Origin of the sequence: Algoriphagus sp. AGSA1 (assembly GCF_021390545.1) — a bacterium.
Lineage (GTDB): Bacteria > Bacteroidota > Bacteroidia > Cytophagales > Cyclobacteriaceae > Algoriphagus.
In genome coordinates this window covers 151,649-177,288 of the sequence record NZ_JAJUWR010000003.1, presented here as the reverse complement: position 1 = coordinate 177,288, position 25,640 = coordinate 151,649, and the positions used below count along the sequence as shown (strand labels likewise).

General features: G+C 42.9%; 19 protein-coding genes. 12 read left to right on the top strand and 7 right to left on the bottom strand.

The window, feature by feature from the left end:
* Window positions 1-21 precede the first annotated feature (21 nt).
* Window positions 22-1,587: a histidine ammonia-lyase gene (gene hutH, locus LZF95_RS02960; protein ID WP_233753507.1), complete on the bottom strand. Its 1,566-nt coding sequence runs from the start codon at window positions 1,585-1,587 to the stop codon at window positions 22-24.
* Window positions 1,588-1,687: 100 nt separating this feature from the next.
* Here hutH and LZF95_RS02955 point away from each other — a divergent pair, with 100 nt between their 5' ends.
* The 5 genes from LZF95_RS02955 (at window position 1,688) to LZF95_RS02935 (ending at window position 12,338) form a co-directional block, all read left to right on the top strand.
* Entirely contained in the window at window positions 1,688-2,554 is an 867-nt protein-coding gene (locus LZF95_RS02955; protein WP_233753506.1) for a LysR family transcriptional regulator, read from the top strand.
* Window positions 2,555-2,985: 431 nt separating this feature from the next.
* On the top strand, window positions 2,986-3,765 hold the full coding sequence (locus LZF95_RS02950) for a LuxR C-terminal-related transcriptional regulator (protein ID WP_233753505.1): 780 nt from the start codon (window positions 2,986-2,988) through the stop codon (window positions 3,763-3,765).
* 312 nt (window positions 3,766-4,077) lie between these two features.
* A complete protein-coding gene (locus LZF95_RS02945) occupies window positions 4,078-10,368 on the top strand; it encodes a BspA family leucine-rich repeat surface protein (RefSeq protein ID WP_233753504.1) in 6,291 nt (2,096 codons plus the stop codon).
* 4 nt (window positions 10,369-10,372) lie between these two features.
* Window positions 10,373-11,341 (top strand): type IX secretion system membrane protein PorP/SprF, encoded by a 969-nt coding sequence (locus LZF95_RS02940; protein ID WP_233753503.1) that lies wholly within the window; start codon window positions 10,373-10,375, stop codon window positions 11,339-11,341.
* A 190-nt stretch (window positions 11,342-11,531) separates the two neighbouring features.
* The gene (locus LZF95_RS02935; RefSeq protein ID WP_233753502.1) at window positions 11,532-12,338 is read left to right on the top strand and encodes a helix-turn-helix domain-containing protein; all 807 of its coding nucleotides are present in this window, start codon (window positions 11,532-11,534) and stop codon (window positions 12,336-12,338) included.
* Here the strand turns inward: LZF95_RS02935 and menD are convergent.
* Genes menD through LZF95_RS02920 form a run of 3 tightly spaced genes read right to left on the bottom strand, consistent with a single transcriptional unit; the run spans window position 12,310 to window position 15,631 of the window.
* On the bottom strand, window positions 12,310-14,001 hold the full coding sequence (gene menD / locus LZF95_RS02930) for a 2-succinyl-5-enolpyruvyl-6-hydroxy-3-cyclohexene-1-carboxylic-acid synthase (protein ID WP_233753501.1): 1,692 nt from the start codon (window positions 13,999-14,001) through the stop codon (window positions 12,310-12,312). The genes LZF95_RS02935 and menD overlap by 29 nt on opposite strands.
* Window positions 13,998-15,209, bottom strand: a complete 1,212-nt coding sequence (locus LZF95_RS02925) for a chorismate-binding protein (RefSeq protein ID WP_233753500.1) — start codon at window positions 15,207-15,209, stop codon at window positions 13,998-14,000. The genes menD and LZF95_RS02925 overlap by 4 nt, the downstream gene beginning before the upstream one ends.
* On the bottom strand, window positions 15,209-15,631 hold the full coding sequence (locus LZF95_RS02920; protein ID WP_233753499.1) for a hotdog fold thioesterase: 423 nt from the start codon (window positions 15,629-15,631) through the stop codon (window positions 15,209-15,211). The genes LZF95_RS02925 and LZF95_RS02920 overlap by 1 nt, the downstream gene beginning before the upstream one ends.
* A gap of 53 nt (window positions 15,632-15,684) precedes the next feature.
* Here LZF95_RS02920 and LZF95_RS02915 point away from each other — a divergent pair, with 53 nt between their 5' ends.
* Entirely contained in the window at window positions 15,685-16,308 is a 624-nt protein-coding gene (locus LZF95_RS02915; RefSeq protein WP_233753498.1) for a histidine phosphatase family protein, read from the top strand.
* On the opposite strand, the gene LZF95_RS02910 is transcribed toward LZF95_RS02915, so the two are convergent.
* From LZF95_RS02910 to LZF95_RS02900, 3 genes are all read right to left on the bottom strand, one after another.
* The gene (locus tag LZF95_RS02910; protein ID WP_233753497.1) at window positions 16,292-16,708 is read right to left on the bottom strand and encodes a hypothetical protein; all 417 of its coding nucleotides are present in this window, start codon (window positions 16,706-16,708) and stop codon (window positions 16,292-16,294) included. The two genes, LZF95_RS02915 and LZF95_RS02910, sit on opposite strands and share 17 nt — an antisense overlap.
* A 111-nt stretch (window positions 16,709-16,819) precedes the next feature.
* Window positions 16,820-17,596, bottom strand: a complete 777-nt coding sequence (locus LZF95_RS02905) for a zinc ribbon domain-containing protein (RefSeq protein WP_233753496.1) — start codon at window positions 17,594-17,596, stop codon at window positions 16,820-16,822.
* Window positions 17,597-17,599: 3 nt separating this feature from the next.
* Window positions 17,600-18,700, bottom strand: coding sequence for a Nif3-like dinuclear metal center hexameric protein (locus LZF95_RS02900; RefSeq protein ID WP_233753495.1), 1,101 nt, complete (start codon window positions 18,698-18,700; stop codon window positions 17,600-17,602).
* 39 nt (window positions 18,701-18,739) lie between these two features.
* Here LZF95_RS02900 and lpxK point away from each other — a divergent pair, with 39 nt between their 5' ends.
* The 6 genes from lpxK to LZF95_RS02870 all read left to right on the top strand — a co-directional run bounded on the left by lpxK (window position 18,740) and on the right by LZF95_RS02870 (window position 25,248).
* The gene (gene lpxK, locus LZF95_RS02895; protein ID WP_233753494.1) at window positions 18,740-19,798 is read left to right on the top strand and encodes a tetraacyldisaccharide 4'-kinase; all 1,059 of its coding nucleotides are present in this window, start codon (window positions 18,740-18,742) and stop codon (window positions 19,796-19,798) included.
* Complete coding sequence (locus LZF95_RS02890) at window positions 19,795-21,744, top strand: putative porin (protein ID WP_233753493.1); 1,950 nt, start codon at window positions 19,795-19,797, stop codon at window positions 21,742-21,744. The genes lpxK and LZF95_RS02890 overlap by 4 nt, the downstream gene beginning before the upstream one ends.
* 32 nt (window positions 21,745-21,776) lie before the next feature.
* Window positions 21,777-22,358, top strand: a complete 582-nt coding sequence (locus LZF95_RS02885) for a tRNA-(ms[2]io[6]A)-hydroxylase (RefSeq protein ID WP_233753492.1) — start codon at window positions 21,777-21,779, stop codon at window positions 22,356-22,358.
* A 105-nt stretch (window positions 22,359-22,463) separates the two neighbouring features.
* Window positions 22,464-23,708 (top strand): ABC transporter permease, encoded by a 1,245-nt coding sequence (locus tag LZF95_RS02880; RefSeq protein ID WP_233753491.1) that lies wholly within the window; start codon window positions 22,464-22,466, stop codon window positions 23,706-23,708.
* 409 nt (window positions 23,709-24,117) lie between these two features.
* On the top strand, window positions 24,118-24,366 hold the full coding sequence (locus LZF95_RS02875; RefSeq protein ID WP_233753490.1) for a Rho termination factor N-terminal domain-containing protein: 249 nt from the start codon (window positions 24,118-24,120) through the stop codon (window positions 24,364-24,366).
* A 33-nt stretch (window positions 24,367-24,399) separates the two neighbouring features.
* A complete protein-coding gene (locus LZF95_RS02870; protein ID WP_233753489.1) occupies window positions 24,400-25,248 on the top strand; it encodes an SDR family oxidoreductase in 849 nt (282 codons plus the stop codon).
* Window positions 25,249-25,640 lie beyond the last annotated feature (392 nt).

Below are 25,640 nucleotides of genomic sequence, written 5' to 3'. Positions count from 1 at the left end.
TATACTTCTCCGCAGGCAATTTTAATAGTCAAACATTTTACTCCACTCTGTTTCAAACGGCAATCCTTCTGCTTTCGCTGTTTGGTTTGCAAGATCAATCAATTCGCCACTTTGGATCATTTCTATTGCAGCTTCCATATCCTCGGTCATCACTCGGTCATTAATGACGGGCGTGATGCTTTTTCGCACATGTTCGTGGATTGCTGTCATCACCTTGCCAGACTTGAGTGGCGCATGGAAATCCATCGCTTGGGCAGCATAAAACAACTCTATACCCAGGATTTTCTCCACATTTTCAATAACCCGCAACGCTTTTCTCGCACCAATCGACCCCATGCTTACATGATCTTCTTGTCCCAAGGAGGTGGGAATACTGTCAGCCGAGGCAGGAAAACAAAGCCCTTTATTCTCAGAAGCCAAAGCAGCAGTGGTGTACTGGGGGATCATCAGTCCTGAGTTTAGTCCCGTCTCTTTCAGTAATAATTTGGGAACTCCCGGGGTGTCTCCTTCGAGGGAAAGATAGATTCTCCTGTCAGAAATATTCCCCAATTCAGAAGCCGCAAGGCAGGCATAATCCAATGGCAACGCGATAGGCTGTCCATGAAAACTGCCTCCAGAGATGGTGTGGTCTTCGCTGAAAACAACTGGATTATCCGTCACGGAATTGATCTCCGTTTCGATGGCCTCTTTCAGGTGAAGCCAGGCATTTCTGGATGCCCCATGAACCTGTGGCATGCATCGCAGAGAGTAAGGATCCTGCACCCGTGCACAATTCAAATGGGAATTGACGATTTCGGATCCGTTCAATAAATTTAAAATAGTCTGTGCCACATGCTTATTTCCGGGGAAAGGCCTTAGTTGATGTAATTCCGCGGAAAAAGGCTTGATCGAACCCATCAGGCCTTCGATCATCATGGCTCCGGTAATGTCCGCGTGGACAAGCAGATTATGTAAGCGGTCCACGACTTTCACACCATACGCAGCCATAAACTGGGTACCGTTGATCAGTGCCAAACCTTCCTTTGGGCCAAGGGAAAGTGCCGTCATTTCCAGCTTTTCATAGACGGAAGATGTAGCTTGGATCGTACCTTCAAAATGCACTTTTCCCAAACCTAACAAAGGCAGAAATAAATGAGAGAGTGGAGCCAAATCCCCGGATGCACCCACTGAACCTTGAATAGGAACCACGGGAATTACCTCATTTTCCAGCATCCATAGCATTCGGTCTAAGGTTTCCAGCCTGATTCCCGAAAACCCCTGGGTCAAAGCCTGGAGTTTCAATACGAGCATCAGCTTGGAAATCTCCAAGGGAACGGGTTCTCCCAAACCAACAGCATGGCTTTTCAATAAATTTTCCTGTAAAGTCTGCGTATCAGCTGCTGAGATTTTACTGGTACAAAGCGGTCCAAAACCTGTATTGATACCATAGACAGCCTTTTCTCCTTTGGCGATGTTGGCTACCGCTTGGGCTGAAGCTTCTGCCTTTTTCCGGGTTTCAGGATTCAAAATCCCTTTGATCTCTTTGCGCACCAGCTTTATAGCTTTTCCCACTGTTAGGTGATCTATTCCGTAGTTGAAGGTTTCCATTGCTATTTGGGTAAATATTCTAGGGTCTTGGCAAAGATATCTAACATTAATGATAATTTTTGATATCAATTTTGTCATGATATGATACCTTTAAGATATCATGGAGTTAAGACATCTGAATTATTTCAAGGCAGTGGCGGAGGAGTTAAATTTCCGAAAAGCCGCGGGCCGTTTGTTTATTTCGCAACCTGGATTGAGTAGGCAGATCAGGCAGCTGGAGGAGATATTGAAAGTGAAGCTTTTTGAGCGGGATCAGAAGCACGTGGAATTGACAGTGGCGGGAGCTTACCTGAAAGGCGAAGTGGATTTTATCCTTAATCATCTTGAGCTGACGGGAAATCAGCTGAAGTTAATCGCGGCAGGAAAAATAGGCGAATTGAGGATAGGTTTTTTAGGATCGGCATCTAACCAGATTTTACCTGATTTGCTAGCGAGATTGAATGCTCAGCAGCCCTTGATCAGTACGAGTTTGGAGGAATTGAGCAATTCGGTTCAAGTGGAAATGATCGAAAAGGATAAACTGGATTTGGGATTTGTCCGGTTGGCTTCTGTGCCAAGTGAGTTGGAAATGAAGGTTGTGCTTAGGGATACTTTTTCTCTTGTCGTGCCAAAAGACCACCCAATTGAAGCCAAGGGTTTTCTCTCAGTGAATCAGTTTAGGGACGAGTCTTTTGTCTTGTTCTCTTCTGATTATAGCAACCTCTATTACGAGCAGATCATTGGGATTTGTAGAGATGCGGGTTTTGCTCCTAAGATCAGACATAAATCTGTCCATGCGCTGACGATTTTTAGATTGGTTGAAAACGGGATGGGTGTAGCGATCGTGCCTACTTCTCTCAAAGAAGGATATGAGCTGAATGTACGTTTTATGGAGATTCCGAATATAGCTCAGCACACAGAACTTTCGGCCATTTGGAAAGCGGAGAACCGAAATCCGGCTTTGAGGATGGTGTTGCCTTTGATTTAGAAACAAGGGGATTCACGGTTTTCTGATAGATAAAAAAATCAAAAGACTGTCAATATTCTGGTCTATATAGGTACTGCTCTTATTGTTGGGCTGCTCATCTTGCTCAAATTAAATTTGTGGTCGTCAAAAGGACAGAGATTCCTAAATTACCTTCAGATTGCATTTGTGAATTTTTCCGAGATCTTTAATTTGAGTCTTTAAAATCTAATATCGTGTTGAAATCGAGCCTGTTTTTCTTTATAAACTCAAGCATTTGCTCTTCTGGTTAAAGAAAATAGGTTGGGGTTATTTATTTGATTATTAATTAGTTGTGTTTTTGTTGTTGTTCTTAAAGATAAAACGTCATTAGTTTTTTGGAATAAAATCCAGTTTAATTCCTTTAATTAGTTTATTTTAAAGCTGTATCCAATTGCGACCAAGTTATTTTTCAAATGAAGAAACCTATAGACATTCTAGAATTATATAAGGGACATCAGGGATATCTTGCCAGTCGATCAGACAGGATCCCTATTCCTAAGTTTGAAGGTGTTTTGGGGTCAATTTTCACTCCAGGACCTTATTATTATTATGTGATGGACTCTGCTTCATTGACATTTGATTATTGTTCCGCTTCAGCTCAAGAAATAATAGGTGTTGATTTGACCGGTACCCATTTATCTAGCTTGCTCAATGTATTTCATCCCGAGGATATGCCTTTTGTGTATGCGAGTGAAGACCATGTGGCCAAGTTTATCAAGGCGAATTTGACGGCGCAAGATATCCTGAATTATAAATTCAGCTATGCTATCCGGGAAAGGACTCAGGATGGTACATACAAACTTTTCTTAATGCAAACTGTGACTCTGGCTACTAATGAGGAGGGAGCCTTGGAGAAGGTGATGGGAATTCATGTGGATATATCCCATATCACAGATTCCAATTCTTATAAACTATCCATTTCAGATATTACGGCTGAGAATAGTAATTTTGTGATTGAGGTTTTTCCCGAGAGATATGGTAAGGAAAAGGGGGATCCGGGCGTCAAGTTTACCAAACGTGAGCGAGAGATCATCATCTTGATTGGTGAAGGGATGACTACAAAGGAGATCAGTGATCAGCTTTTTGTTTCGGAAGAAACTATTGTCTCTCATCGGAAAAATATGCTGTACAAGTCAGCTTGTAAAAACACCGCTCAATTGGTGGCATTTTGTATAAAAAACGGGCTGATATAGAATTTAGTATGCTCAAATTCCAGAAATATCCCCATTTATGGGGGTATTTTTTTTTGCCCTTGTGGGATACTTTTGAAAAAAACTTACCTAGGTTTTGATGGCCTAAGGAGCCTATTATTTCTACATGATTGGAAACGGTTGAGTAGGAGTTTTTGTGCCGGATTCTAATTGGCAACTGCCAAAAACTAAATGGAGATTGTCTTCGGATCCATTCCAAGGGAATTTTAGTGAGTGTTGGAAAAGGCGGATTTTCGTCAGGTAATAAGTCTGAAATATAAAACTATAGGTCAAAGAGACGCAATAACTTAAAATATGAAAGTAAGTCCAATTCTAGTTTTCAGGTTTCTGGTGTTGATTTTAATCCTCAATTTAGGATTTTCTCTCATCAATCGAGCTTTTGCTCAGCACAAGCCATTTCAGATGGAATGGAACGTGGCTGAGAGAGGAACCATCGTTGAGTTCGATTTAGATGCTAAAAATATCACCATAGAGTATGGAGATGGTAGTACAATGTATTGGGACGCAATTGGCAGAGAGGGTTGGCTGTACTCCGATCCAGGCAATTATACTATCTCTATTGCAGGTGGATTGGAAAGTATTTCTCTCGTCCCCGGTGCAATAAGTGGGAATAAATTCCTGAGGATAGTTCAGTGGGGTGATATCCAATGGAAGAGCATGGAGGATATGTTTAACGGAACTCAAGTCCGTTTTAATCTGTCACAAGTTGATTCGCCGGACTTGAGCCAGGTCAGTTCCTTGGCTGGAATGTTTAAAGATGCCCAGTTTGATGAGAATCTTGGAGATTGGGATATCAGTACGATCACAGATATGGCTGACATATTCAGTGGATCTACGCTATCTCCCCAAAATTACGATGCGACGTTGATCGGCTGGGCTACCCAAAATGTACAGCGAAATGTCACCGTTGGTGCGGAGGGATTAACTTTCTGCGAAGGAAAAGTCGCCAGGCAGAAGTTGATCGATGAGTATGGGTGGACTTTTGTGGGGGACAAGCTGGCTGAAGAGTGTCAGGAAGATAAAACAAAGGCTTTTGTAACTAAATGGGTCACTACCTCTTCTAATGAAGAAATAATAATTCCAACTACTAAATCTGGTTTTTCTTACAACTACTCGATTGATTGGGGAGACGGTTCCCAGGAATCAGGATTGAGAGGAGATGCAACCCATAGGTATTTAAATCCAGGTGTTTATACTGTTTCGATTTCTGGAGTTTTTCCAGGGCTTAGAATGGACATGTCCACAGAAAACAATCAATTAAAGATTTTATCGATAGAACAATGGGGAGATATCCAGTGGAGGGAAATATTGTGGGCTTTCTATAAATGCGAAAATTTAGAGATTCGAGCCAAGGACACCCCTGACCTTAGTATGTTGGTCAATGGGCTCATTGGAACATTTTCAGAAGCAGCAACGATTAACTCTGACCTAAATAATTGGGATGTATCAAAGATCCAATTTTTTTCAAGGTTATTTGAAGGAGCAAAATTGTTCAATGGAGACCTGGGTAGTTGGAACATGTCTCTAGCTAAGGAAATTCATTTTATGTTTTATGGAGCAGAAAACTTTAATAGGGATATTTCAAACTGGGATGTTTCAATGGTAGTTAATATGTCTCAGATTTTTAAAGGAGCAAGTTCATTTAATCAGCCTATAGGCAAATGGAATACAGGGAAAGTAGAATATCTCTATGGAGCATTTGAAAATGCGGTTTCATTTGACAAATCTTTAGCGGATTGGGACATTTCCAAAGTCACTAAAATGGATCGGATTTTTAATGGTTCGGGTATGTCCCAAGCCAATTACGACGCCACCTTGATCGGCTGGGCAGCTCAAGAAGTTCAACGAAATGTCACTGTAGGGGCAGATGGACTTACTTTCTGCGAAGGAAAAGCCGCCAGACAGAAATTGATCGATGAGTATGGGTGGACTTTTGTGGGTGATCAGTTGGCGGATGATTGTGTCGATACCAGTGAGCTTGGAGAGCCTTTCATTCTTAGTTATGTATATAATCGATATGCAGCTTATGACACCAATGATGGAGAAGGAGGAGGAGCTATTTATATCGGTCCTTATGGGGATGATTTTTTTGCCAATTGGGATGCTTATATCTATGGACAGGATCCTAACTATTGGACAGGGGATAGAGTGGAGTATTTTGAAGAGAATTCCGACTTGTTGAATGGATATTTTTATTGTTGTTCTGACGTTTCCATTGCCATTTCCAGAGGCATGAAGTCTTTGGACTTGAGTAGCTGGAATTCTTCTAATCCATTTATTATTTCGGCAATCCACCAATGGGGTGACATTGAATGGGAAAGTGTCGAGGGATTATTCAAAGGAATTACGCCTGCACATAGTCCAGTTGATCAGTTTAATTTGAATTTTAGTGGAACTGATTCTCCCAACCTTTCTAAGGTCACTTCTACGAAAGACATGTTCAATGGGACGAGATTTTCTAGTGATTTTTCCAGTTGGGATGTTTCTTCGATTGAGAATATGAGTGGGATGTTTCAGAATTCCAATCTCAATCAAAATATCGGCTCCTGGGACATCAGTAATGTCACCGACATGACGGATATTTTTAGCGGATCTTCTCTGTCCCAAGCCAATTACGACGCGACCCTGATAGGCTGGGCGACACAAGAAGTACAGCGAAATGTGACCGTAGGGGCAGAGGGATTGACTTTCTGTGAAGGCAAAGCTGCCAGGCAAAAGTTGATCGACGAGTACGGATGGACCTTTGTGGGGGACAAGCTGGCTGAAGAGTGTCAAGATATAGATCCAGGAGCTTTTGTCACAATTTGGGAGACTACGGGCTTAACCGAAGGAATTTATATCCCCACCGCAGACCCAAATTTTGCTTATAACTACACAGTTGATTGGGGGGATGGCACCGTAGAAGAAGGGCTCACGGGACGAGCGGCTCATCGCTATTTCAACCCAGGAAGATATACTGTTTCCATCACTGGCCAATTCCCAAAAACATGGTTTTATATCTCCTCCACGGAGAACAAGGCTAAGCTCATGGAAGTAAAGCAGTGGGGAAGCATGAAATGGCTGGATATGTCGCAGGCATTTTACGAAACCGGAAACTTGGAAATTTCTGCCACTGACTCGCCAGACCTAAGTGAGGCATTTACTACCATTGCTGCATTCCTGTCGGCGGGATTGACCACACCGGATCTAAATAGTTGGAATGTGTCCACCATTGAGAATTTTGAACAGATGTTTTATAATGCTGAATCATTCAATGGCAAAATTGACCAATGGGACATGAGCAACGCTCTTAATGTTTCTCATATGTTCTATTCTGCAGATATTTTTAACCAGGATATTTCCAGATGGGACATGTCTTCTGTCAACAATATCTCCTACATGTTTGCAGAAACTGATTTATTTAATCAACCTATTGGCAACTGGGATTTTGAGAACCTTCAATATCTCAACAATGTTTTTGAAAATGCAACATCTTTTGACCAATCCCTTGCCAATTGGAACATTTCCAAAGCGATATCCATGGAAGGTATCTTTGATGGATCGGGAATGTCTCAAGAAAACTATGATGCCACCCTGATCGGTTGGGCCGCTCAAAATGTACAATGGGATGTAGTGGTCGGAGCAGAGGGGTTGACTTTCTGTGCGGGAAAAGCAGCTCGCCAAAAGCTGATTGATGAGTACAGGTGGAAGTTTGTAGGTGATTTAGAGGCGGCGGATTGCAAGGACCTCATCACAGGCATCACTTTCGAAGACGCGACTTTTACCTATGATGGCACGCTGAAAACGATCAAAATTAGTGGTGATCTTCCTGATGGAGTGACTGTCACCTACGAAGACAATACCCGAACGGAGGTTGGATCACAGACTACGACAGCCTATTTGGATGGAGGGGAAAACTATGAAGATTTGACCCTGACAGCTACCCTAACCATCGTGGAAGGAGAAGCCCCTAACGCCACTACATCGGATATTCAGGTGGAAAGTTGGGAAATCTGCGCTGGAGAGATAGTTCCGCTGGAAGCCAGTTCGACTACCGTGGCCAATCCGGTTTTCACTTTCTACCTTGACGCAGATTTGACCCAAATGATAGAAAGCTCGGAAATTGAAGTATTCCAAGACACCCAAGTTTATGTCACAGTCAAGGGAGATGGAGTCAATGAAAATCTACCTGGAGAGGCGGCGATTATTGATATCAAAGTAAACCTGGTCGAAGCACCTGTTTTCTTAGAGTCAAGCCAAGAATTTTGCTCCGAAAATACGCCGACCTTGGATGACTTTGTCGTCGAGCCGATCACTCCTGGTGCTTCGATGGAATATTATGCAAGTTTGGAAAGCACCGAGCCTTTGGCTTGGAATACGCCATTGGAAAACAAAACTTATTATGCAGAGGTCTATGATGCCGTGAAAGGCTGTGGTTCGGCTCGAGTGCCGATCACAGCGGTGCTGAAAACCTGCGAACAAGAGCCGGGAGAAAAACTTCCGATTGAAGGAATTACTTTCACTGACGCGACTTTCACTTATGATGGCACTGAGAAATCCATTCAACTATCCGGAAATCTGCCTGCTGGAGTGACTGTCACCTATGAAAACAATACAAGAACTGAAATAGGATCGCAGACTGCGACAGCCAAGTTGGATGGTGGGGAGAATTATCAAAATCTAACTCTGACAGCCACTTTGACCATCGTAGAAGGAGATGTGCCTACTGCCAAAGCATCGGATATTCAAGTGACTGAATTGGAGGTTTGTTTGGGAGAAATCCTAGACTTGACAGCTTCCAGTACCACGGTCACCAACCCGATTTTCACCTTCTATTTGGATGAGCAGTTGACGCAGAAAATCGAGGATGACAAGATCCAGATTTTGGGAGATACCCAGATTTTTGTCACCATTAAAGGCAGCGGCATCGATGAAAATCTGCCTGGTGAAGCAGCTGTTTGGCAGATAGTAGTTAGGTCCGTAGAGCCTCCTGTATTTTCACTGTTTACTCAGGAGTTTTGTGCGGAAGACGAAGCTACTTTGGCACAAGTAGTAGTACAAGGTGTAGGAGAGGAAGAGCAACTCAACTATTATGAAAGTGAGGATGCTTCAGAGCCACTCGCGATGTCAGCCTTGCTGGAATCCAAAACTTACTTTGCCGAAAAAGTGGATCTATTCTCTGGCTGCAGTTCTGAGAGAGTACCAGTGGTGGTAGATGTAACTACATGCCAACAAGAATCAATCAACTTCTCTATTTCGAAAAATGCAGATGTGAGCACCGTCTTGCCTGGGGGGCAGATTACTTACACGATCACGATCCAAAATGATTCGGATCAAAGCACAGGTCAACTCACTGTCAGTGATCCATTGAATGAATTTTTGACATTCATTTCAGCCAGCCACAATGGACAACTGCTCGGTGAAAATGAAGTGACTTGGATTATCGAGAACTTGGAATCCGGAGCGAGTATTCAACTGAATTTATTGGCAGAAGTATCCCTAGATGCTCCTGTCGCTCAAGTGATTTCGAATGTAGCGGAAGGCAAATTGGTCGATGATCCAGAACAAGTGAAATCTTCAAATACAGTAGAAGTTTTGGTCGATGGAGTAGCACAAACGGGTGTCAGTATTCAAAAAACTCAGAGCGTCAATGGGGAAATCTCTCCAGGAGAGTCCATAGAATACCAGATCACCGTAACCAATACCGGTGAGTCTCCTGCTTATGATTTGGTGATAGAGGATGTGTTCCCTCAAGAATTGGTATTGACCAGTGCTTCTCCTGGAGCAGAAGTCCAAAGTTCCAAAGTCACCTGGTACTTGGAAGAATTGGCAGCAGGTCAATCTGTGAGCTTTACGTTGAGTTTTGACGTGCTGGGTGAGCAGGGAAGCTTGATCAATTTTGCCTCAGTTAGGGGCGAAAATTTCCCTGCCGTAAGTGATCAGACTGATCCCGTGGCAATCAAGGAAATACTTTCACCAGATCTGATCATTTACCTGGAAAGTGCGCCTAAGATGGTACTGAAAGGAAAAGAATACCAGGTCAAGATTCATGTAGTCAATACTGGTTCTGTCAGTTCCGGACCATTGGCAGTCGATCATTATTTCTCTGATTTGGTCGGCTATGAAGGGGCTTCCTCGGAAGTAGGTGACATCTCTTATGATTCATCCAATAAGTATTTGACATGGGGCATCGAGGAGATCAGTCCGGGAGATACCTTGGAATTGATCCTCGAGCTGAAAGCCACTGAGGATGGTTTGGTCGAAAACTTCTTCCATGTGTATTCAGATACGCCAGATCCGGACTATTCGAATAATGAATTGGTATTTACGATCAATCAATCTGAGCTAAGGATTCCCAATGTATTTACGCCTAATGGTGATGGTATCAATGAATCCTGGAGGATAGAGCAGTTGAACGAGCTTTTTGCCAGCAATCAGCTGGTAGTCTTTGACAGAATGGGCAAGACGGTCTTCTCGACAGAGAACTATCAAAATGACTGGAGCGGAACAGGACTGTCGCGAGGCACCTATTTCTATGAATTGGCCACAATGGATTTTGAAGGGAATTCATACCAGTTTTCAGGATTTATCACCTTAATCTATTGATGCTATGAAAGGGATTTTTAAAAATACTTTGATTTTATGTCTGCTTCTGATGGCTTTGGAGGCTCGTGCCCAAAACCCATCCAGGTACAACCAATACTTATTCAATCAATCGTTTGTCAATCCTGCCTACGCTGGATATAGGCAGGGAATAGGTGGAGATGCCTATTTTAGAAGACAGTGGATGGGGCTGGACGGAAGCCCGACGACTATGGGATTAGCAGTAGATGGAGCGATTCCTGCCGCTAGTCTTGGGATTGGATTCCAGGGATTTTCGGATAAGATCGGAGTGCAAAGTACCACCGGAGCTCAATTAAACCTTTCCTATCAATTGAGGCTCGGTGACTATCGGTTTCTGAGTTTTGGAGTTGGCGGTGGATTTCTGCAGAATACCTTTGATGTGGGAGAGTTGGATCCGGGAAATGTAGAAGATCCGATTTTGGGAGTCGGTTTGGATAATTCCATCCAGCCTGATATCAATGTCGGTATGTTTTACTTTTCCCAATACAACTACCTGGGGCTATCGGTCAGTCATGCTTTGGCTACTGTCTTGAAGCCAGATGAATCGAGTTTTGCACAAGACCTTACGCCTCAGATGAACCTAACAGGCGGTATTTTGCTCGACGTGGGAGAGACGCTTTCCTTTGTACCGAGTTTCTTTTACCGAGATGATTTTGAGAATTTTGCCTCAGTGGATGTGAATGGTATTTTTGCGTACATGGATGTGTTTTGGCTCGGGGCTGGATATCGTACTTCCTTGAAACTTCCCTGGAACAATGACCAGCAAGTCCAGCAAGATTTTTCTTCCCTGATAGGGCAGATCAAATTTTACTTTTTGGATCAGATCAGGGTAGGCTACGTGTTTGATTATGGACTCAAAGGCTCCAATCAAAGAAACTTCAGCAGCCATGAAGTTTCGGTAGGTTTCATTCTCCCGAACAGATCTATCCGGGATGATATGTTGCGTTTGTTTTAAAAAAAAAGTAGTGATTCTATAAAGACATCTCTATGAAAGTGGGGATGTTTTTTTGTAAATGGCCTTTTAGGATTTATAGAGCTATTTTTTCTACATTGTCGGGTAAATGTCGGGTCAAATCCGAGCCCGATTCGTCCTAAGTCTAAGTCCAATCCCAGAAATTGCCATGGTAAATCAAACGATACACACAATGAAACAACCGGAACTTGGCAAGAAAATCTCTGAAATGAGAAAAGCAAAAGGACTGACTCAGGAGGAGTTGGTCGAGCTATGCAACCTGAATGTGCGGACGATCCAGCGCATCGAAGCAGGGGAGGTGACTCCGAGGAGTTATACCATTAAAGCGCTTTTTGAAGCGTTGGGAGCAAAGATGGAAAACATAGAAGCTGAGAACTCTCCTGATTATCCAAAGTCATTAATACCATGGTTATACACTGGTTTTGGTGCAGGATTGATCTATTTCTTTTTGAGCTATTTTGATATCACTATGGAAATCGAGTGGATGGAAGGAAGTTATACCAATCCCTTAACTTTTGGCTTAGTGAAGGCAGGGGTTCTGATTACCTTTTCTTTATTCCTTTTTGGATTGATCAAAATGGCAGTGGCGTTTCCCAACAAGGTGCTTCAGATCGCCCTTTGGGTGATGCTGATTGCAAATGGCGTGTGGTATTCAATTGACCTGATTTCTTTGGCAACTTCAAGTTTCAAGCTTGAAGATTATTACATCATTAAGCTGGGCACTTTTGGTTTAGGCTATGGATTTATAGGGGCAGGATTTCTATGTTATAAAAACCTTTGGTCGAATATCCCTCAGATTTTAGGTGGATTGGGAATAGTTTCTGGGATATTGATTTTCTCAGTAGTTGGAGTTCTTTTTGGTTTGATTCCTCTTACGATGTTTGAGATCGGTGAACTTGGATTTTTGATATGGGGTATAATTAAAATCGGGAGAAGAAGTTCTCCCGATTCTACTTTTGCTGCTGAATTACAATCTTGATTTTCTCCTTTACTTCTTTCAAAATCTCAGCATTTTTTGGACTGGAAGTCTCGATTTCCAGGATTTTAGGATGAAGGGAATCAGAGTAAAAGTCAATCAGCGAAGCCTCCAGTTCTTCATGATTCACCGCTTTGGAATAGAAAAATCCAAATTCTGTGGCCAAGTGCTGAGCGGATAACTTTTGTTTGGTTTCAAAAAACTCCTCCAATTCTGGCTGTTTTGCAGGGCCATCGATCAATCGGAAGATTCCTCCAGCATGATTATTCAGCAATATCACCCGAAGATTGGGCATGGTGTAATTGTGCCAAAAAGCATTGCGATCATAGAAGAAAGCCATGTCACCAGTGATCAGAGTGACGATTTCCTTGGTGGTAAAAGTACAACCCACAGCCGTGGAATTGGATCCATCTATGCCGCTGGTTCCTCTGTTACAGATCACCTCCTGATTTCTCTTTCCCAGCAAATTCAAATAGCGGACAGGCATGCTGTTGGCAACGTGGATTTTGGATAGGAGTGGGGTTTTACCCAGACAATTAGCCAAAGCAGCATATTCTCCAAAGGCTTCTCTCTGTAAGATTTGGGTCAGATTGGCAGAAACTGTCTTTTCAAGAGAATGCCAGGTCTGGTAGTATTTAGAGTTTTGGTTTCCGAGATTCTCATTGAGCCAGTTGAGAAAAAACAGGGGTTCAGATTCAATGTTTCTGGTCAATCTCTGATAGGTGTCCTTTGCATTGCCATCTTCCAGTATATGCCAATGGGATGCCTGTGTCTTGCGAAGGAAAAGCTTGAGGGACTTAGAAATAACCGATTTGCCAAAACTGATTACCAGATCCGGTTGTAACGTCTCTGAAATTTCAGGATTTCCCAGCCAATGGTCGTGGGATGAAATTGTTTGATCAGACTGTAAATTGCTGATCGTATCTGTGACTATTACAGCGTTTTGATTTTTGCTGAGTTGGTCTAGAATGCCTTGAATTTGTGTATTAGGCCTTTGCTGACCCGGGACAATCAGTATTTTCTGAACAACTTCCAGCCTGCTCTTGAGCTTGATGAGGGATTCCTCAGTCGGTAAGGTTTTGCTTTTCACTAAGTTAAAAACCTTTGGCTTTTCAGGAAAATCGAATGCTTCTCCTTTTTCTGGATAGAAAGGCTCGCGAAGTGGTATATTGATATGCACGGGGCCAGCAGGAAATTGCGTGGCGAGATTAATTGCTTCATTCACAATCCTGGAACTATGCCAGCTCTGGTCGGAAAATGTATCTGAATCAGGTAGCTGAAAACTCTTTTTCACATGCTTCCCGTACACTTCCTGCTGAAAAATCGTCTGCCCATCGTACTGATCTATCCATTCTGCCGGGCGATCCGCGGTCAAGATGAGTAAAGGGATTTGCTGGAAAAAAGCTTCCGCTACTGCAGGATAATAATTCAGGGCAGCTGATCCGCTGGTACATATCAATACCACAGGTTCTTCCATTTGCTGTGCCATGCCCAGTGCTATGAATGCGGCTGAGCGTTCGTCAGAGATCGTGCGGGTATGGATCCGTGGATGTCTTGCAAAAGCGAGCGTGAGTGGGGCACAGCGTGAGCCTGGTGAAAGTATCGCGTTTTGGATGCCTTTTTTGGCGCAGATCGCCACGAGATCGACTACAGATTGAAGTATCAAGTGCTTGGGTTTTGGATGAATTTACCGATGATCTGACATTTGAGTTCTGTTTCTTCCCATTCTTTTTCAGGATCAGAATCCTCTGTCACGCCAGCTCCGGCATATAGTGTAGCTTCATTATCCAGGCTAGCAGTTCTCAAGTTGACATAAATAGAGGTGTTTCCATGGACGTTTACCGGCCCCAAAAAGCCTGAAAAGAATGAACGGTCAAATCCTTCATATTTCTGAAGGAAATCATGGGCTTCTTTCCGGGGCATACCACAAACAGCTGATGTGGGATGGAGGAGGCCTAACATAATAGACCCTAGTCTGGGAAAGCCAGTCTCCTGCATGTTGATTCTAAAGTCAGATCGTAAGTGCAGCAGATTGCCTGCTACCACTGTTTTAGGTCCGTGCTCCTCATATTCACGAAGCCTGATTCTTTTAAAACAGGAAACGATATATCTGCTGACCAAGGCTTGTTCTTCAATTTCTTTTTGTGTCCATGCCACTGATTTAAGCGGATTATCACCTGTTGCCTTTTGGGTGCCAGCCAAGGACATAGTCGTAAATATGTCCCCTTCGGTTTCTATCAAGGTTTCGGGAGAGGCTCCGATCCAAGTTCCTACATTCGGTAAGTGGAAAAAATTGATGAAGGCATTTGGGTAGGCTTCCATCATACTCAAAAGGGTGCGACTCAGGTCAAAATCAGTAGGGATTGGGATCGTTTTTGTTCTTGCCGGCACGACTTTTTCCAACTGGTTTTCCTGGATAGCCTGTATAGCTTTATTGACCAGCTGTATGAAATGTTCTTTTTCTTCACTGATTTTGGAAGATTGGGTATAGTGGGGTGTACGGCTGGCCAATTCATCCCGAATATCCTGGGGAGAAAGTCGTTCCTGGTTGCTTAATTGGACTTTTGCCCATTCTGGGAGTTCATCAGATGTAAGAGGTGTATCCAGCTGAAAGGAGAAGTACTTGTTGGCTTTAATGAAAAAGGCCTTTTTATCTAACTGATCAGCGAATGGATGCACAATAAACCCAGGCTCCAGTTCTTCTATGTTAAGGTCAACTTTTATGGGTTCTGATGTGTCATCCAATACGATTTCAACAGTGTTGGATTTTGGTTTTCGCCAGAGGGCAAATGAACCACCTGAGGTTAGTCCTAGCTGAACCAGGAGTTGTAGAATTCCGGTTTTTGTATGATTGGTAGCTACGTGTGTGTGCATTACTTTTTGTCTAAAATAGCCATGGTAATCCGGCTGATGCAGCAGAGTTGACCTTGCTCATTTGTGATTTTGATTTCCCAGACCTGTGTGCTTTTCCCGATATGGATAGGAGTGGTGGTGCCAGTGACCGTTCCTGATTTAACGCTTCTCAGGTGATTTGCGTTTATCTCCAACCCAACGCAGACTTGTTTGTGCAGGTCTATAGTGAGTGAAGCGGCCACACTTCCGAGGGTCTCGGCAAGCACTACATTCGCTCCTCCGTGCAACAATCCCATGGGTTGTTTTGTTCGTTCATCAACCGGCATTTGGGCAGACAGGTAATCATCTCCAACAGCAGTAAAAACAATTCCCAAATGATCAGTCATTGTGTTTTTTCCATTTTGGTTGAGCTGATCCAATGAAGGCTTTTGGATGAATACCATGAAATTTTAAAGTAAATGGGTTTTCTTTGGGGTGCAGACAAAAATAGAGAATCTTGAATCGAAAAAAAATTTACCTCGTTAGACACGGACAGACAGATTATAATTTAAAAGGAGTGGTACAAGGCAGTGGAATAGATGCGCCTATCAATGAAAACGGCAGAAAACAGGCGGCGGCATTTTTCGAAGCGTATAAAGACATTCCTTTTGATCAGATTTATTATACGGGGCTTCAGCGTACAAAGCAGTCCATTCAGTCGTTTTTGGATTTAGGCATTCCGGCGGTTTCCACTACTGATCTCAACGAGATTTCCTGGGGGGATTACGAAGGGTTGCCAATGTCCCCAGAGGAAAGCCAGTATTACCAGCACATGCTGAAGCAGTGGCAGCAAGGAAACTTGGATTACTGCATAGCTGGGGGAGAGAGTCCTAATATCGTGGCGAAGCGTATGCAAAGAGGGATAAACACGATAATTGCAGGGACGGGAGAAACGATTTTGGTGTGTATGCACGGACGAGCGATGCGTATCTTCTTAAGCTTGATTATGAAGCAGGATCTGTGTCACATGGATATGTTTGAACACAAGAACCTGTGTTTATACCTAATCGAAGAAAAAGCGGATGGGTCTTTTGAAATATTGAAAAGAAACGATACCGAGCATCTCAGGGAGCTGGTGTAGGATTTCTTTTTTCGTTTTTCTCCCGTTTTTGATTTTCTTCAAAAGCAGTCAGAAAGGTATTCAGGGATTTTTTGTTGGCAGTCATATCCACCACACGAAATGCGATATCCTGAAGTTGCATATCTATGCCCTTTCCTGAAGTGATGAGAAACTGGCCAAGAAAGCACGCATCAAAATCGCATTTTGGGATATCGATAATCAACGCCAGTTCCGAGTTTCCGGAATAAGCCCTGGTTTTATAGGCGGTAGAAAATTGTGATTCGATGGCCTTCAAGGAGGTGTCCTTCGATTTTAATTCCTTTGATTTGAATATTACCAAAAAAGTTTTGGGTTCTGACTCTTTGCCAAAAACTGAAAGAGAAAGAAATAAAGTGACAACTAGGATTCCAAGACTTTTCATAGCTCTCAATATAGAGAAATTAACATGTAGAATGCAAAAAAAACTTTAAAAAAAAGAAACCCTAAACTTTAAGTTCAGGGTTTCTTTTTTTATGATGACTTAGCGTTTTTATCAAGCTTTAGCTTTAGTAGCTCTTTTCTTTTTTGGAGTAGGCTCATCGATGACCTCATCCTCTACGCCTGCCAGGATTCTACCGCAATGTTCGCAAACGATTAATTTTTTCTTTTCACGTATGTCTGCCTGACGCTGTGGCGGTACAGTGTTGAAACAACCTCCGCAAGCGCCTCTTTTTACCATTACCACAGCAAGGCCATTCTTGGCGTTGGCTCTGATTTTGGTATAGGATTTCAAAAGCCTTTCATCCACTTTCTTGGTTGCTTTCTCACGGTCTGCGTTCAACTTTGCTTCTTCAGATTCACTTTCCGTTACAATAGAGGCTAGTTCATTGTTTTTTTGATCAAGATCTTTCTGACGATCTTTCTTCACGGCACTTAACTCCTCCAAGTCCACTTTTTTCTGGTCTATTCTATATCCAGCTTCAGAAATTTTCTTTTTAGCAACCTGAATCTCTAGATCCTGAAGTTCCAGCTCCTTGGTGATTGCATCATATTCGCGGTTATTGCGAACATTCATCTGCTGCTCCTGATATTTCTTGATCAGTTTCTCAGAGTCTTTGATGCTTTCCTTAAGCGCCTTGATTTCGTTCTCAAAAGAATCTATTTCACTTTGAAATTTCTCCAAACGAGTTTCATAGCCGGCAATCTCATCTTCTAAGTCTTGAACCTCTTCTGGAAGAGCTCCACGTACTTTGATAATCGCGTCTAGTTTTGAATCTAAAAGTTGAAGGTTGTGAATAGCTTCGAGTTTCTGTGCTACTGTACTTTCCATGTACTATCGGTAGGATGAGGGATTTGTAACTACTTTTGTCAAATAGAGTGCAATATTAGGGAAATTTTGTGACAAAAACTCGTGTAGTAATTCTTTTGTGAAAATTTCACTCTCATAATGTCCGATGTCACAGAGAATTAATGCTCCATCAGCATCGAAAAACTCATGGTATTTCACATCAGAAGTCACAAATATGTCTGCTCCCGCACGCTTGGCATCTCCAAGCAGGAATATGCCCGCACCACCGCATACAGCTACTTTTTTTATTTTGCGGGCAATCAATGATGTATGCTTTATCACCTCCAAGTTCATTTTGGCCTTTAAATAATCCAAAAATTCCTCACTCCCCATTTCATCTGAAAGGATTCCTATCATTCCTGCCCCTACTTCTTGATTCTCATTTTCAAGACTTTGTATGTAATATGCCACCTCCTCATAGGAATGGGCTGCCCTCATTTTGCGTAAGACCTTCGGTAGTAGGTGGTTTGCTACCAACACTTCCACTCTCACCTCTTTCTCCTGCTGCGCTTTTCCCGGCTCACCCAAGGTTGGATTTGCTTTTTCCGACGGAGTGAAGGTGCCTGTGCCTTTTATTTGGAAGGAGCATTCTGAGTATTCTCCGATCCTGCCGGCTCCTGCGGAATAAACTGCCTGTAGGACTTTGTCTTTCTCTGGTTCAGGCACAAAAAACACCAATTTACTCAGCAATTGTTTTTTTGGTTGTAGGATCTTTGTGTCCTTCAGTTGGAGTCTATCTGAGATCCGCTTGTTCACACCATGGGATACGTGGTCTAAATTGGTATGTATTGCATAGATGGCTATGTCATTTTTTATTGCTTTGATGATTGTCCGCTCCACGTAATTTCTCCCAGTCAGACTTTTCACACCCTTAAAAACTATCGGGTGATGGGCCACGATCATGTTGGCTCCCAGTCCTATGGCTTCAGCCACTACGGCTTCTATGCAATCAAGTGTACACACAATACCTGTTACCTCCGCATCTCTATTTCCTGTGATCAGAGTAGCGTTGTCATATGACTCCTGATAGGTCGGAGGGGCAATTTGTTCTAGATAGGAAATCACCTCACTGATCTTGTATCCCATATTTTTTCTGTTTATTTGGTCAAAAATACTAATTCTGGAATGCGCTGGTACGCTTTTTTGCTTTATCCTTTTGCCTTACTTTATGGTTTCGCTACCTCTCTTCGAAATTGGTTTTTCGATAAAGGTTGGCTGGCAAGTACATTATCCCCGATTCCCTGTATAGTAGTCGGCAACCTGAGTGTAGGGGGTACAGGGAAAACACCGATGGTGGAATTCCTGATCCGACATCTAAATAAAGAGAAGCAAGTAGCCACCTTGAGTAGGGGCTATGGGAGGAAGACCAAAGGCTTTATCAAAGCTTCCTCGAAGTCTTCTCCAGAGATGATCGGCGATGAACCTTATCAGATTTATCAGAAATTTGGAGAGCGGATAAATGTTTACGTAGGAGAAGACAGGGTGGGCTCGCTGGGGAAAATTGCCGTGGGTCCGGATTCTCCTGAAGTCGTCATTTTGGATGATGCCTTCCAGCATCGCTATGTCGTCGGTGACTTGAATATTCTTCTTACTACCTATCAGAAGCCATTTTTCTTGGATTTTATCTTGCCTATGGGCAGATTGAGAGAGAGTAGGACTGGTGCGAAAAGGGCTGATGTAATTATTGTCTCAAAGTGCCCCGAGGAATTGGTCGATTCAGAAAGGAATAAAATAAAAGACAATGTGTTTGCATACAGCAATTCCGCTGCCTTCGTGCTTTTTTCCTCAATTTCTTATGGGGAACCATTTCCGATGATGAAATCAGCAGTGTTTTCAGAACAGATTATACTGCTGACCGGCTTGGCAAATGATCAGCCCCTTATAGACTACGTGGATAATAGGTTTAATTTGCTTCAGGTGGTGAGCTATCCGGACCACTATGATTATGGCGGAAGTGATTTTGAGCACATTAGGACAATATTTAGGCAACATGGCCGTCAAAATCCCGTTGTGCTAACGACGGAAAAAGATGCTGTGAAAGTTAAATCCCATGCGCCCAAAGGTTTTCTGGAAGAAATTCCGATTTTTGTGCTGCCAATAGAGGTGGTTTTTTCAGATGCTGATAAGCTAACTTTGGTACAACTGATCCATCAAAAGGTCTTCAATAAGGCAAACTCTAAGTGAATAAACGATTACTCTGGTATCTAATATTAGTCAGTATGGCGTGTGGGCAGGCTGCTTTGGCGCAGCGTACCGTGCCGCAACCCCGTCAGAATCAGCAAGGGGAGCTAAACGAGGAGGAAGAAGGCGAGACTACTATCAGGAAATCCCTACTCGATGATAGCACCCGTATGGTATATGGCCCCAAAACAAGCCTTTTCTTTTACGAAAAAGATATTAAGAGGAACAACTTGATTCTTTATCCTCAGGATACTGCGCTTAATAATTTCCACAACTATGATCCTGTGGCCAAAAGTGGCTGGAAATATCAGGATCTCGGGAATATTGGGAGTGCCGCCAAACCGGTTTTCTATGAGATTCCAGATGTGATCGGCACCAGAGCGGGATTTTCTGCTTATGATTTATATTTCCATGCCCCTGAGGATAACAAGTATTTTGATACCAAGTCCCCCTTCACGGAGATGTCCGCTTTCTTTGGTGGAGGTCAGCGGAATATGCTGGATATAGCCTTTGCCCGGAATGTGAACCCGCGGTGGAACGTAGGGTTTGATTTTCATACCATCCGTGCACGTAAGACACTCAACCCTAATGCCCGTGATGATAATATGACGGTACAGAATTCCTATTCTATGCATACCAACTACCGCTCCGAAAATGGGAAGTATTGGTTTTTGGGGAATTTTTCCAGGATGCTACATAAAGTAAACGAAATCGGCGGGATCATACCCCCAGAGGAAGATAGTACTTCGGTTTATTTCACTTATGAAGATGCCAAGGTGTGGTTGAGCAATACCCAGGCCAGTGACCTTCGCCAGGAGTATAGGTTTTATCATGAGTATAGTGTGCGGGATGAGTTGCAGCTGTACCATATTTTTGACCAAAAGAACAAGCACTTTACATTGTCTGCCACATTGACCAGTCGTGATTCACTTTATTATCCCAGCACCCGTCTCAATGCTACGACTGAGAATACCCAAGGGGACACTACCAGAAACTACAGTGATTTCAAAGAATGGGGCAATGAAGTGGGATTCAAGGGTAGTTTTCGAGGATTCTACTATAATGCTCATGCCAAGTTTCGTGCGGGGAGGATGCAAAGTACATTTTATCCGGACGGGAGGAAGAACAACTTCAATGAGGTCTATCTAGGAGGAGAGTTGATAGGAAAAATATCTGAGCAGTGGTCTATCAGCGCAGATGGAGAATATCTGATCCCAGGAGCATTCAGGCTTCATGGCTTATTCATCTCACCTTGGCTAGAAGTGGATTATACCAAGGCTGTGTACAAACCCACAGCCATGCAGCAGATGTATTATGGGAATTTTTATCAGTGGGAAAACGATTTCAATAATATAGGTGTGGATCAAATCCGGGGAGTTTTTAAAGTCGATTTTAATAGAATAAAGCTTAGGCCTTCCCTTACGATCAACCGGGTGAACAACTATGTGTTTTTTAACGAAGAAAGGAAAGCTGAACAATCCCCAGGCGAGGCATTTATGTTGATTCCCGCAGTGCGATCGAGTATCCGTGTTGGTCAGAAATTCCAGTGGGACATGGAAGTGATCTTTACGCAGATCACCGGTGAATCAAGCGATAACTTCAGGATCCCGAAATTCTATGGGAACACTAGGTTTTACTTTGACAGTCCGATGTTTAATGAAAATGTGTATGTACAGATGGGTATAGATGTCAGGTACCATTCAGATTATTATGCTGAGGCCTATTTTGTCGGTACGCAGCAATTTTATCTTCAGAATGATTTCAATGTATATGCGTATCCTGTAGCTGATGTTTTTCTGGATTTCAGGATCCATCGTACCCGGGTTTTACTCAAATACAATCACCTCAATAGTGGTTTGATGAAGGAAGAAGGTTATTTTGTGACTCCGGATTACACCGGTTATAAGTCTTTCATTGATTTGGGAATAACTTGGTATTTATTTGATTAAAAATGGGTTGGGAGGAAAGTACAAGACAGAAAATGTTGCATCTGAAACTACCCACTGACCCCAGGTGGGCAAGCATAGCGGAGATGCAATTGGAAAATATATTGACGGATCATGCATACTGCGAGCAGAAAGCCGCTTCATCTTGCATCAGTTTGATATTGAGGTTTAATGATCTTGATGAATTGGTGGATACCCTTACTCCGATAGTTGCTGAAGAGTGGGGTCACTTTGAGCGTGTACTGGAGCAGATTCGGAAGAGGAATCTGAAGTTTGGGTTTCCGCGGAAAGACGAGTATGTGGTCGAGCTGGCCAATTTTGTGAAAAAAGGAGGGAGTAGAATGCAGCAGCTTACTGAGCAGCTGCTGATGAACGCACTGATAGAGGCTAGAAGCTGTGAGCGATTTAAGTTACTGTCTGTTAGTCTGGATGATGTAGAACTTCGGAAATTCTACTACGAGCTCATGATTTCTGAAGCGGGACATTATGTGACTTTTATAGAACTGGCAAGAAGATATCAAAATCCCGACTTAGTAAACAACAGATGGCAGGAATGGCTGGCGTTTGAAGCGGATGTATTGGAGAATATGGGAGTCCGAGGAGATAGAATGCATTGAATTGAGTTAATTTTTCTTGTCAAATAGTCATTTCACAAGTAATTATTTATACTTGGATAGTATAGGCGTATTGTCGCCGTAAACCCGTTCCATTACGAACATATTATGAATCTGATCGAAAACGTACGTGAAGCTGTGCGATCCATAAAAGTAAATCTTTTACGGACAATTCTAACAGGAGCTATCATTGCAATAGGTATTTCCTCGCTTGTAGGCATGCTTACGGCCATTGATGGAATCAAGACACAAATAGCTGATAGTTTTTCTGGTTTGGGAGCAAATTCTTTCGATATCAGAAACAAAGGGTTCAGTGGAGGAAGGGCAATTCAGGACGGTAAAACGGAAAAAAGCTATCCTAAGCTGACTTACCGTGAAGTCATGAGTTTCAAGGAAAAATATAACAGTGTAGGAATTTCAACGGTATTTGTATCTGTCACTGGAGCAGCAGAAATCAAGCGTGGGTCTAAGACAACCAATCCGAATGTGAGAGTTCGTGGTGGCGATGAAAACTACTTAAGCATCAAAGCCATGAAGCTTGAGACCGGGCGTAATTTCACCAGCATGGAGATACAGAACGGATATAATGTATGTATCATCGGTAAGGAACTCAGCACTACACTTTTCGAGGGCAATGAGGAGCCGTTAAACCAAAAAATCACAATCCTTGGACGTCCTTATACCATTGTGGGAGTGCTGGAGAAGCAAGGGGGTGTGGGACAGGATTCGGGGGCAGACAGGCAGATTTTGCTCCCTATTCAAAATGCCAGCCGTCTGGATAAATCAGGCAATTTCAACTATAACATCACTGGGGTGGCCTCCGGTCCGGAGCGGATAGATTATGAAATGGGACAAGCCGTAGGTATGATGAGAGAGATCCGTCAAGACCGGGTGGCGCAGGAAGATTCGTTTGATTTGACAAAAAGCCAGTCAGTGGCAGAAAGTCTTGAAGAAGTAGCGGGTTATCTTCGCATGGGCGGTTTCGGAATTGGCTTTATCACCTTGTTGGGAGCGTCAATAGGGCTGATGAATATCATGCTTGTATCTGTGACTGAGCGAACTAGGGAAATAGGGATTCGTAAAGCACTGGGAGCTACCCCGCTGAGAATCAGACAGCAGTTTCTTCTTGAAGCCATCATGATCTGTATCTTGGGTGGCGCCATGGGTGTCTTATTAGGCATTTCCATCGGCAATGTAATCGCTCTCGTAATTGGAGTGGGAGGATTCCTGATCCCCTGGCTTTGGATGTTCGTTGCCTTTTTGATTTGTATTTTAGTAGGCTTGATGTCCGGATATTTTCCTGCTTTCAAAGCTTCGAAACTGGATCCTATCGAATCCTTGAGATACGAGTAGTTTTAAAAATCTCTGGGGGACACTGTTTTTAAGGAGCTATCAACACACGTGGCGAGATGAGGTATTCAAGACCGAAGCAATAGCTGAACTTTTCATTTAATTCCACCTCCAGATAAAGTCGGGTTCTGTTTTTGCAGACCCCGAATTCTTGAGCTTATATTTTCTGAATTTGGTGAGGACTTAAAATTTTGAATACCCGGGAATTTTTATTGATAAAGCTAACCTGACTATAAGACTATCTATCCGGGAGGAAGTCCATGGGAGTTTGAAAATCCAAGACTTCAGTTTCGGCATTTTTTATGAGTTAATAATATCCAATACCTGCTTGCCCAATTAGTTTTACAACGCATGGATCTGGTGAGCAGAATTGACCAAAACCATTTTAATTTAACTCTAAACCATAGAAATCATGACAAAAGACCATGGCCCACAGATCAAAAATGATGAAAAATACGAAGCTCTACGCAGAGAAGGTATGAGCAAAACCAAAGCCGCACGTATTGCAAATACTCCCGATTCGGGCAAAAAAGGTGGCAATGCCGATAAGTACGAAGATAGATCAAAACAGGAATTATATGATAAAGCCAAACAGGTAGGAATAGAAGGTAGAAGTAAAATGACAAAGAAAGAGTTGATCTCTGCTCTTCGCAATTCCTAAGTCACAATACACTTAAACTAACCCACTCAAACCATGAAAAAACCAGCTGAATTTAAAGACCAAAGCCAATCGCTGCCCGGGCAGCAGAGCAAAATGAAACCTGTGCCTGAAGTGATCAGAAAGGGATATAAAGGGAGCGGAAAACTGAAGAATAAAATCGCCCTGATCACAGGAGGCGACAGTGGGATCGGAAAAAGTGTGGCGGTTCATTACGCCAGAGAAGGAGCAGATGTTGCTATCATCTATCTAAGTGAGGATAAAGACGCAGAAGACACCAAGAAATTAGTAGAAAAGGAAGGGAGAAAATGTCTGCTCATCGCGGGCGATCTCAAGTCAGAAAGCTTTTGTAAAAAAGCATTAAAACAATGCGTGGATGAATTAGGTGGGATTAATATATTAGTAAACAATGCTGCTGTGCAATTCCCCAAGAATAAGCTCACTTCCATCACAACGAAGCAGCTTCATGAGACATTTGAAACCAATATTTTTGCTTATTTTCATTTAGCAAAGTTGGCAATCCCCCATTTGAAAGCTGGGGATGTCATTATTAATACAAGCTCAGTGACCACCTATAGGGGAAGCGAACACCTGGTGGACTATGCCAGTACCAAAGGTGCAATTGTCGGGTTTACACGATCACTGGCATTGATGCTGGCAAAGGATAAAATCAGGGTAAATGGTGTGGCTCCTGGCCCGATCTGGACTCCTCTCATACCTGCTACCTTCGATGATGTGACAGAATTTGGCCAGGATACTGCATTAGGAAGAGCTGGCCAGCCTAGTGAGGTGGCACCGGCGTATGTTTTTCTGGCAAGTGAGGATAGCTCTTATGTTATAGGGCAGTTTATTCATGTGAATGGAGGGGAAGTCGTAGGCGGCTAGAGGGAATGATTTCTCTGCCTAAACGCTGTCATTTAAGCGGAAACCGTGTCCGGAGTATCACATCTAGTGACACTTTTGAGTTGCCACACCTCGATTTATATATGTTTTTATATGATTGTACACATGGTTAAGCATCACGTTGTTTAGAGGGATAATAATCTCTTGTTAGAAGGGTGTTTTAAACAATAAACAGGGGGCACAATGAGGATAATACTCCTCATTGTGTCGCTTGAATCATTAGGTTAAGTAGTTTCTTTTTCTTGGACGGGCTTGCTTTATGCTCAAAAATGCTTGAAACAGCCTAGACAAAGCATTTTTGTTAAACACCTTTTTCTACTGGAATAATAGTTGGCATTGTTAAGTACGCAGTTATCCATCATTGTTTTATTTCC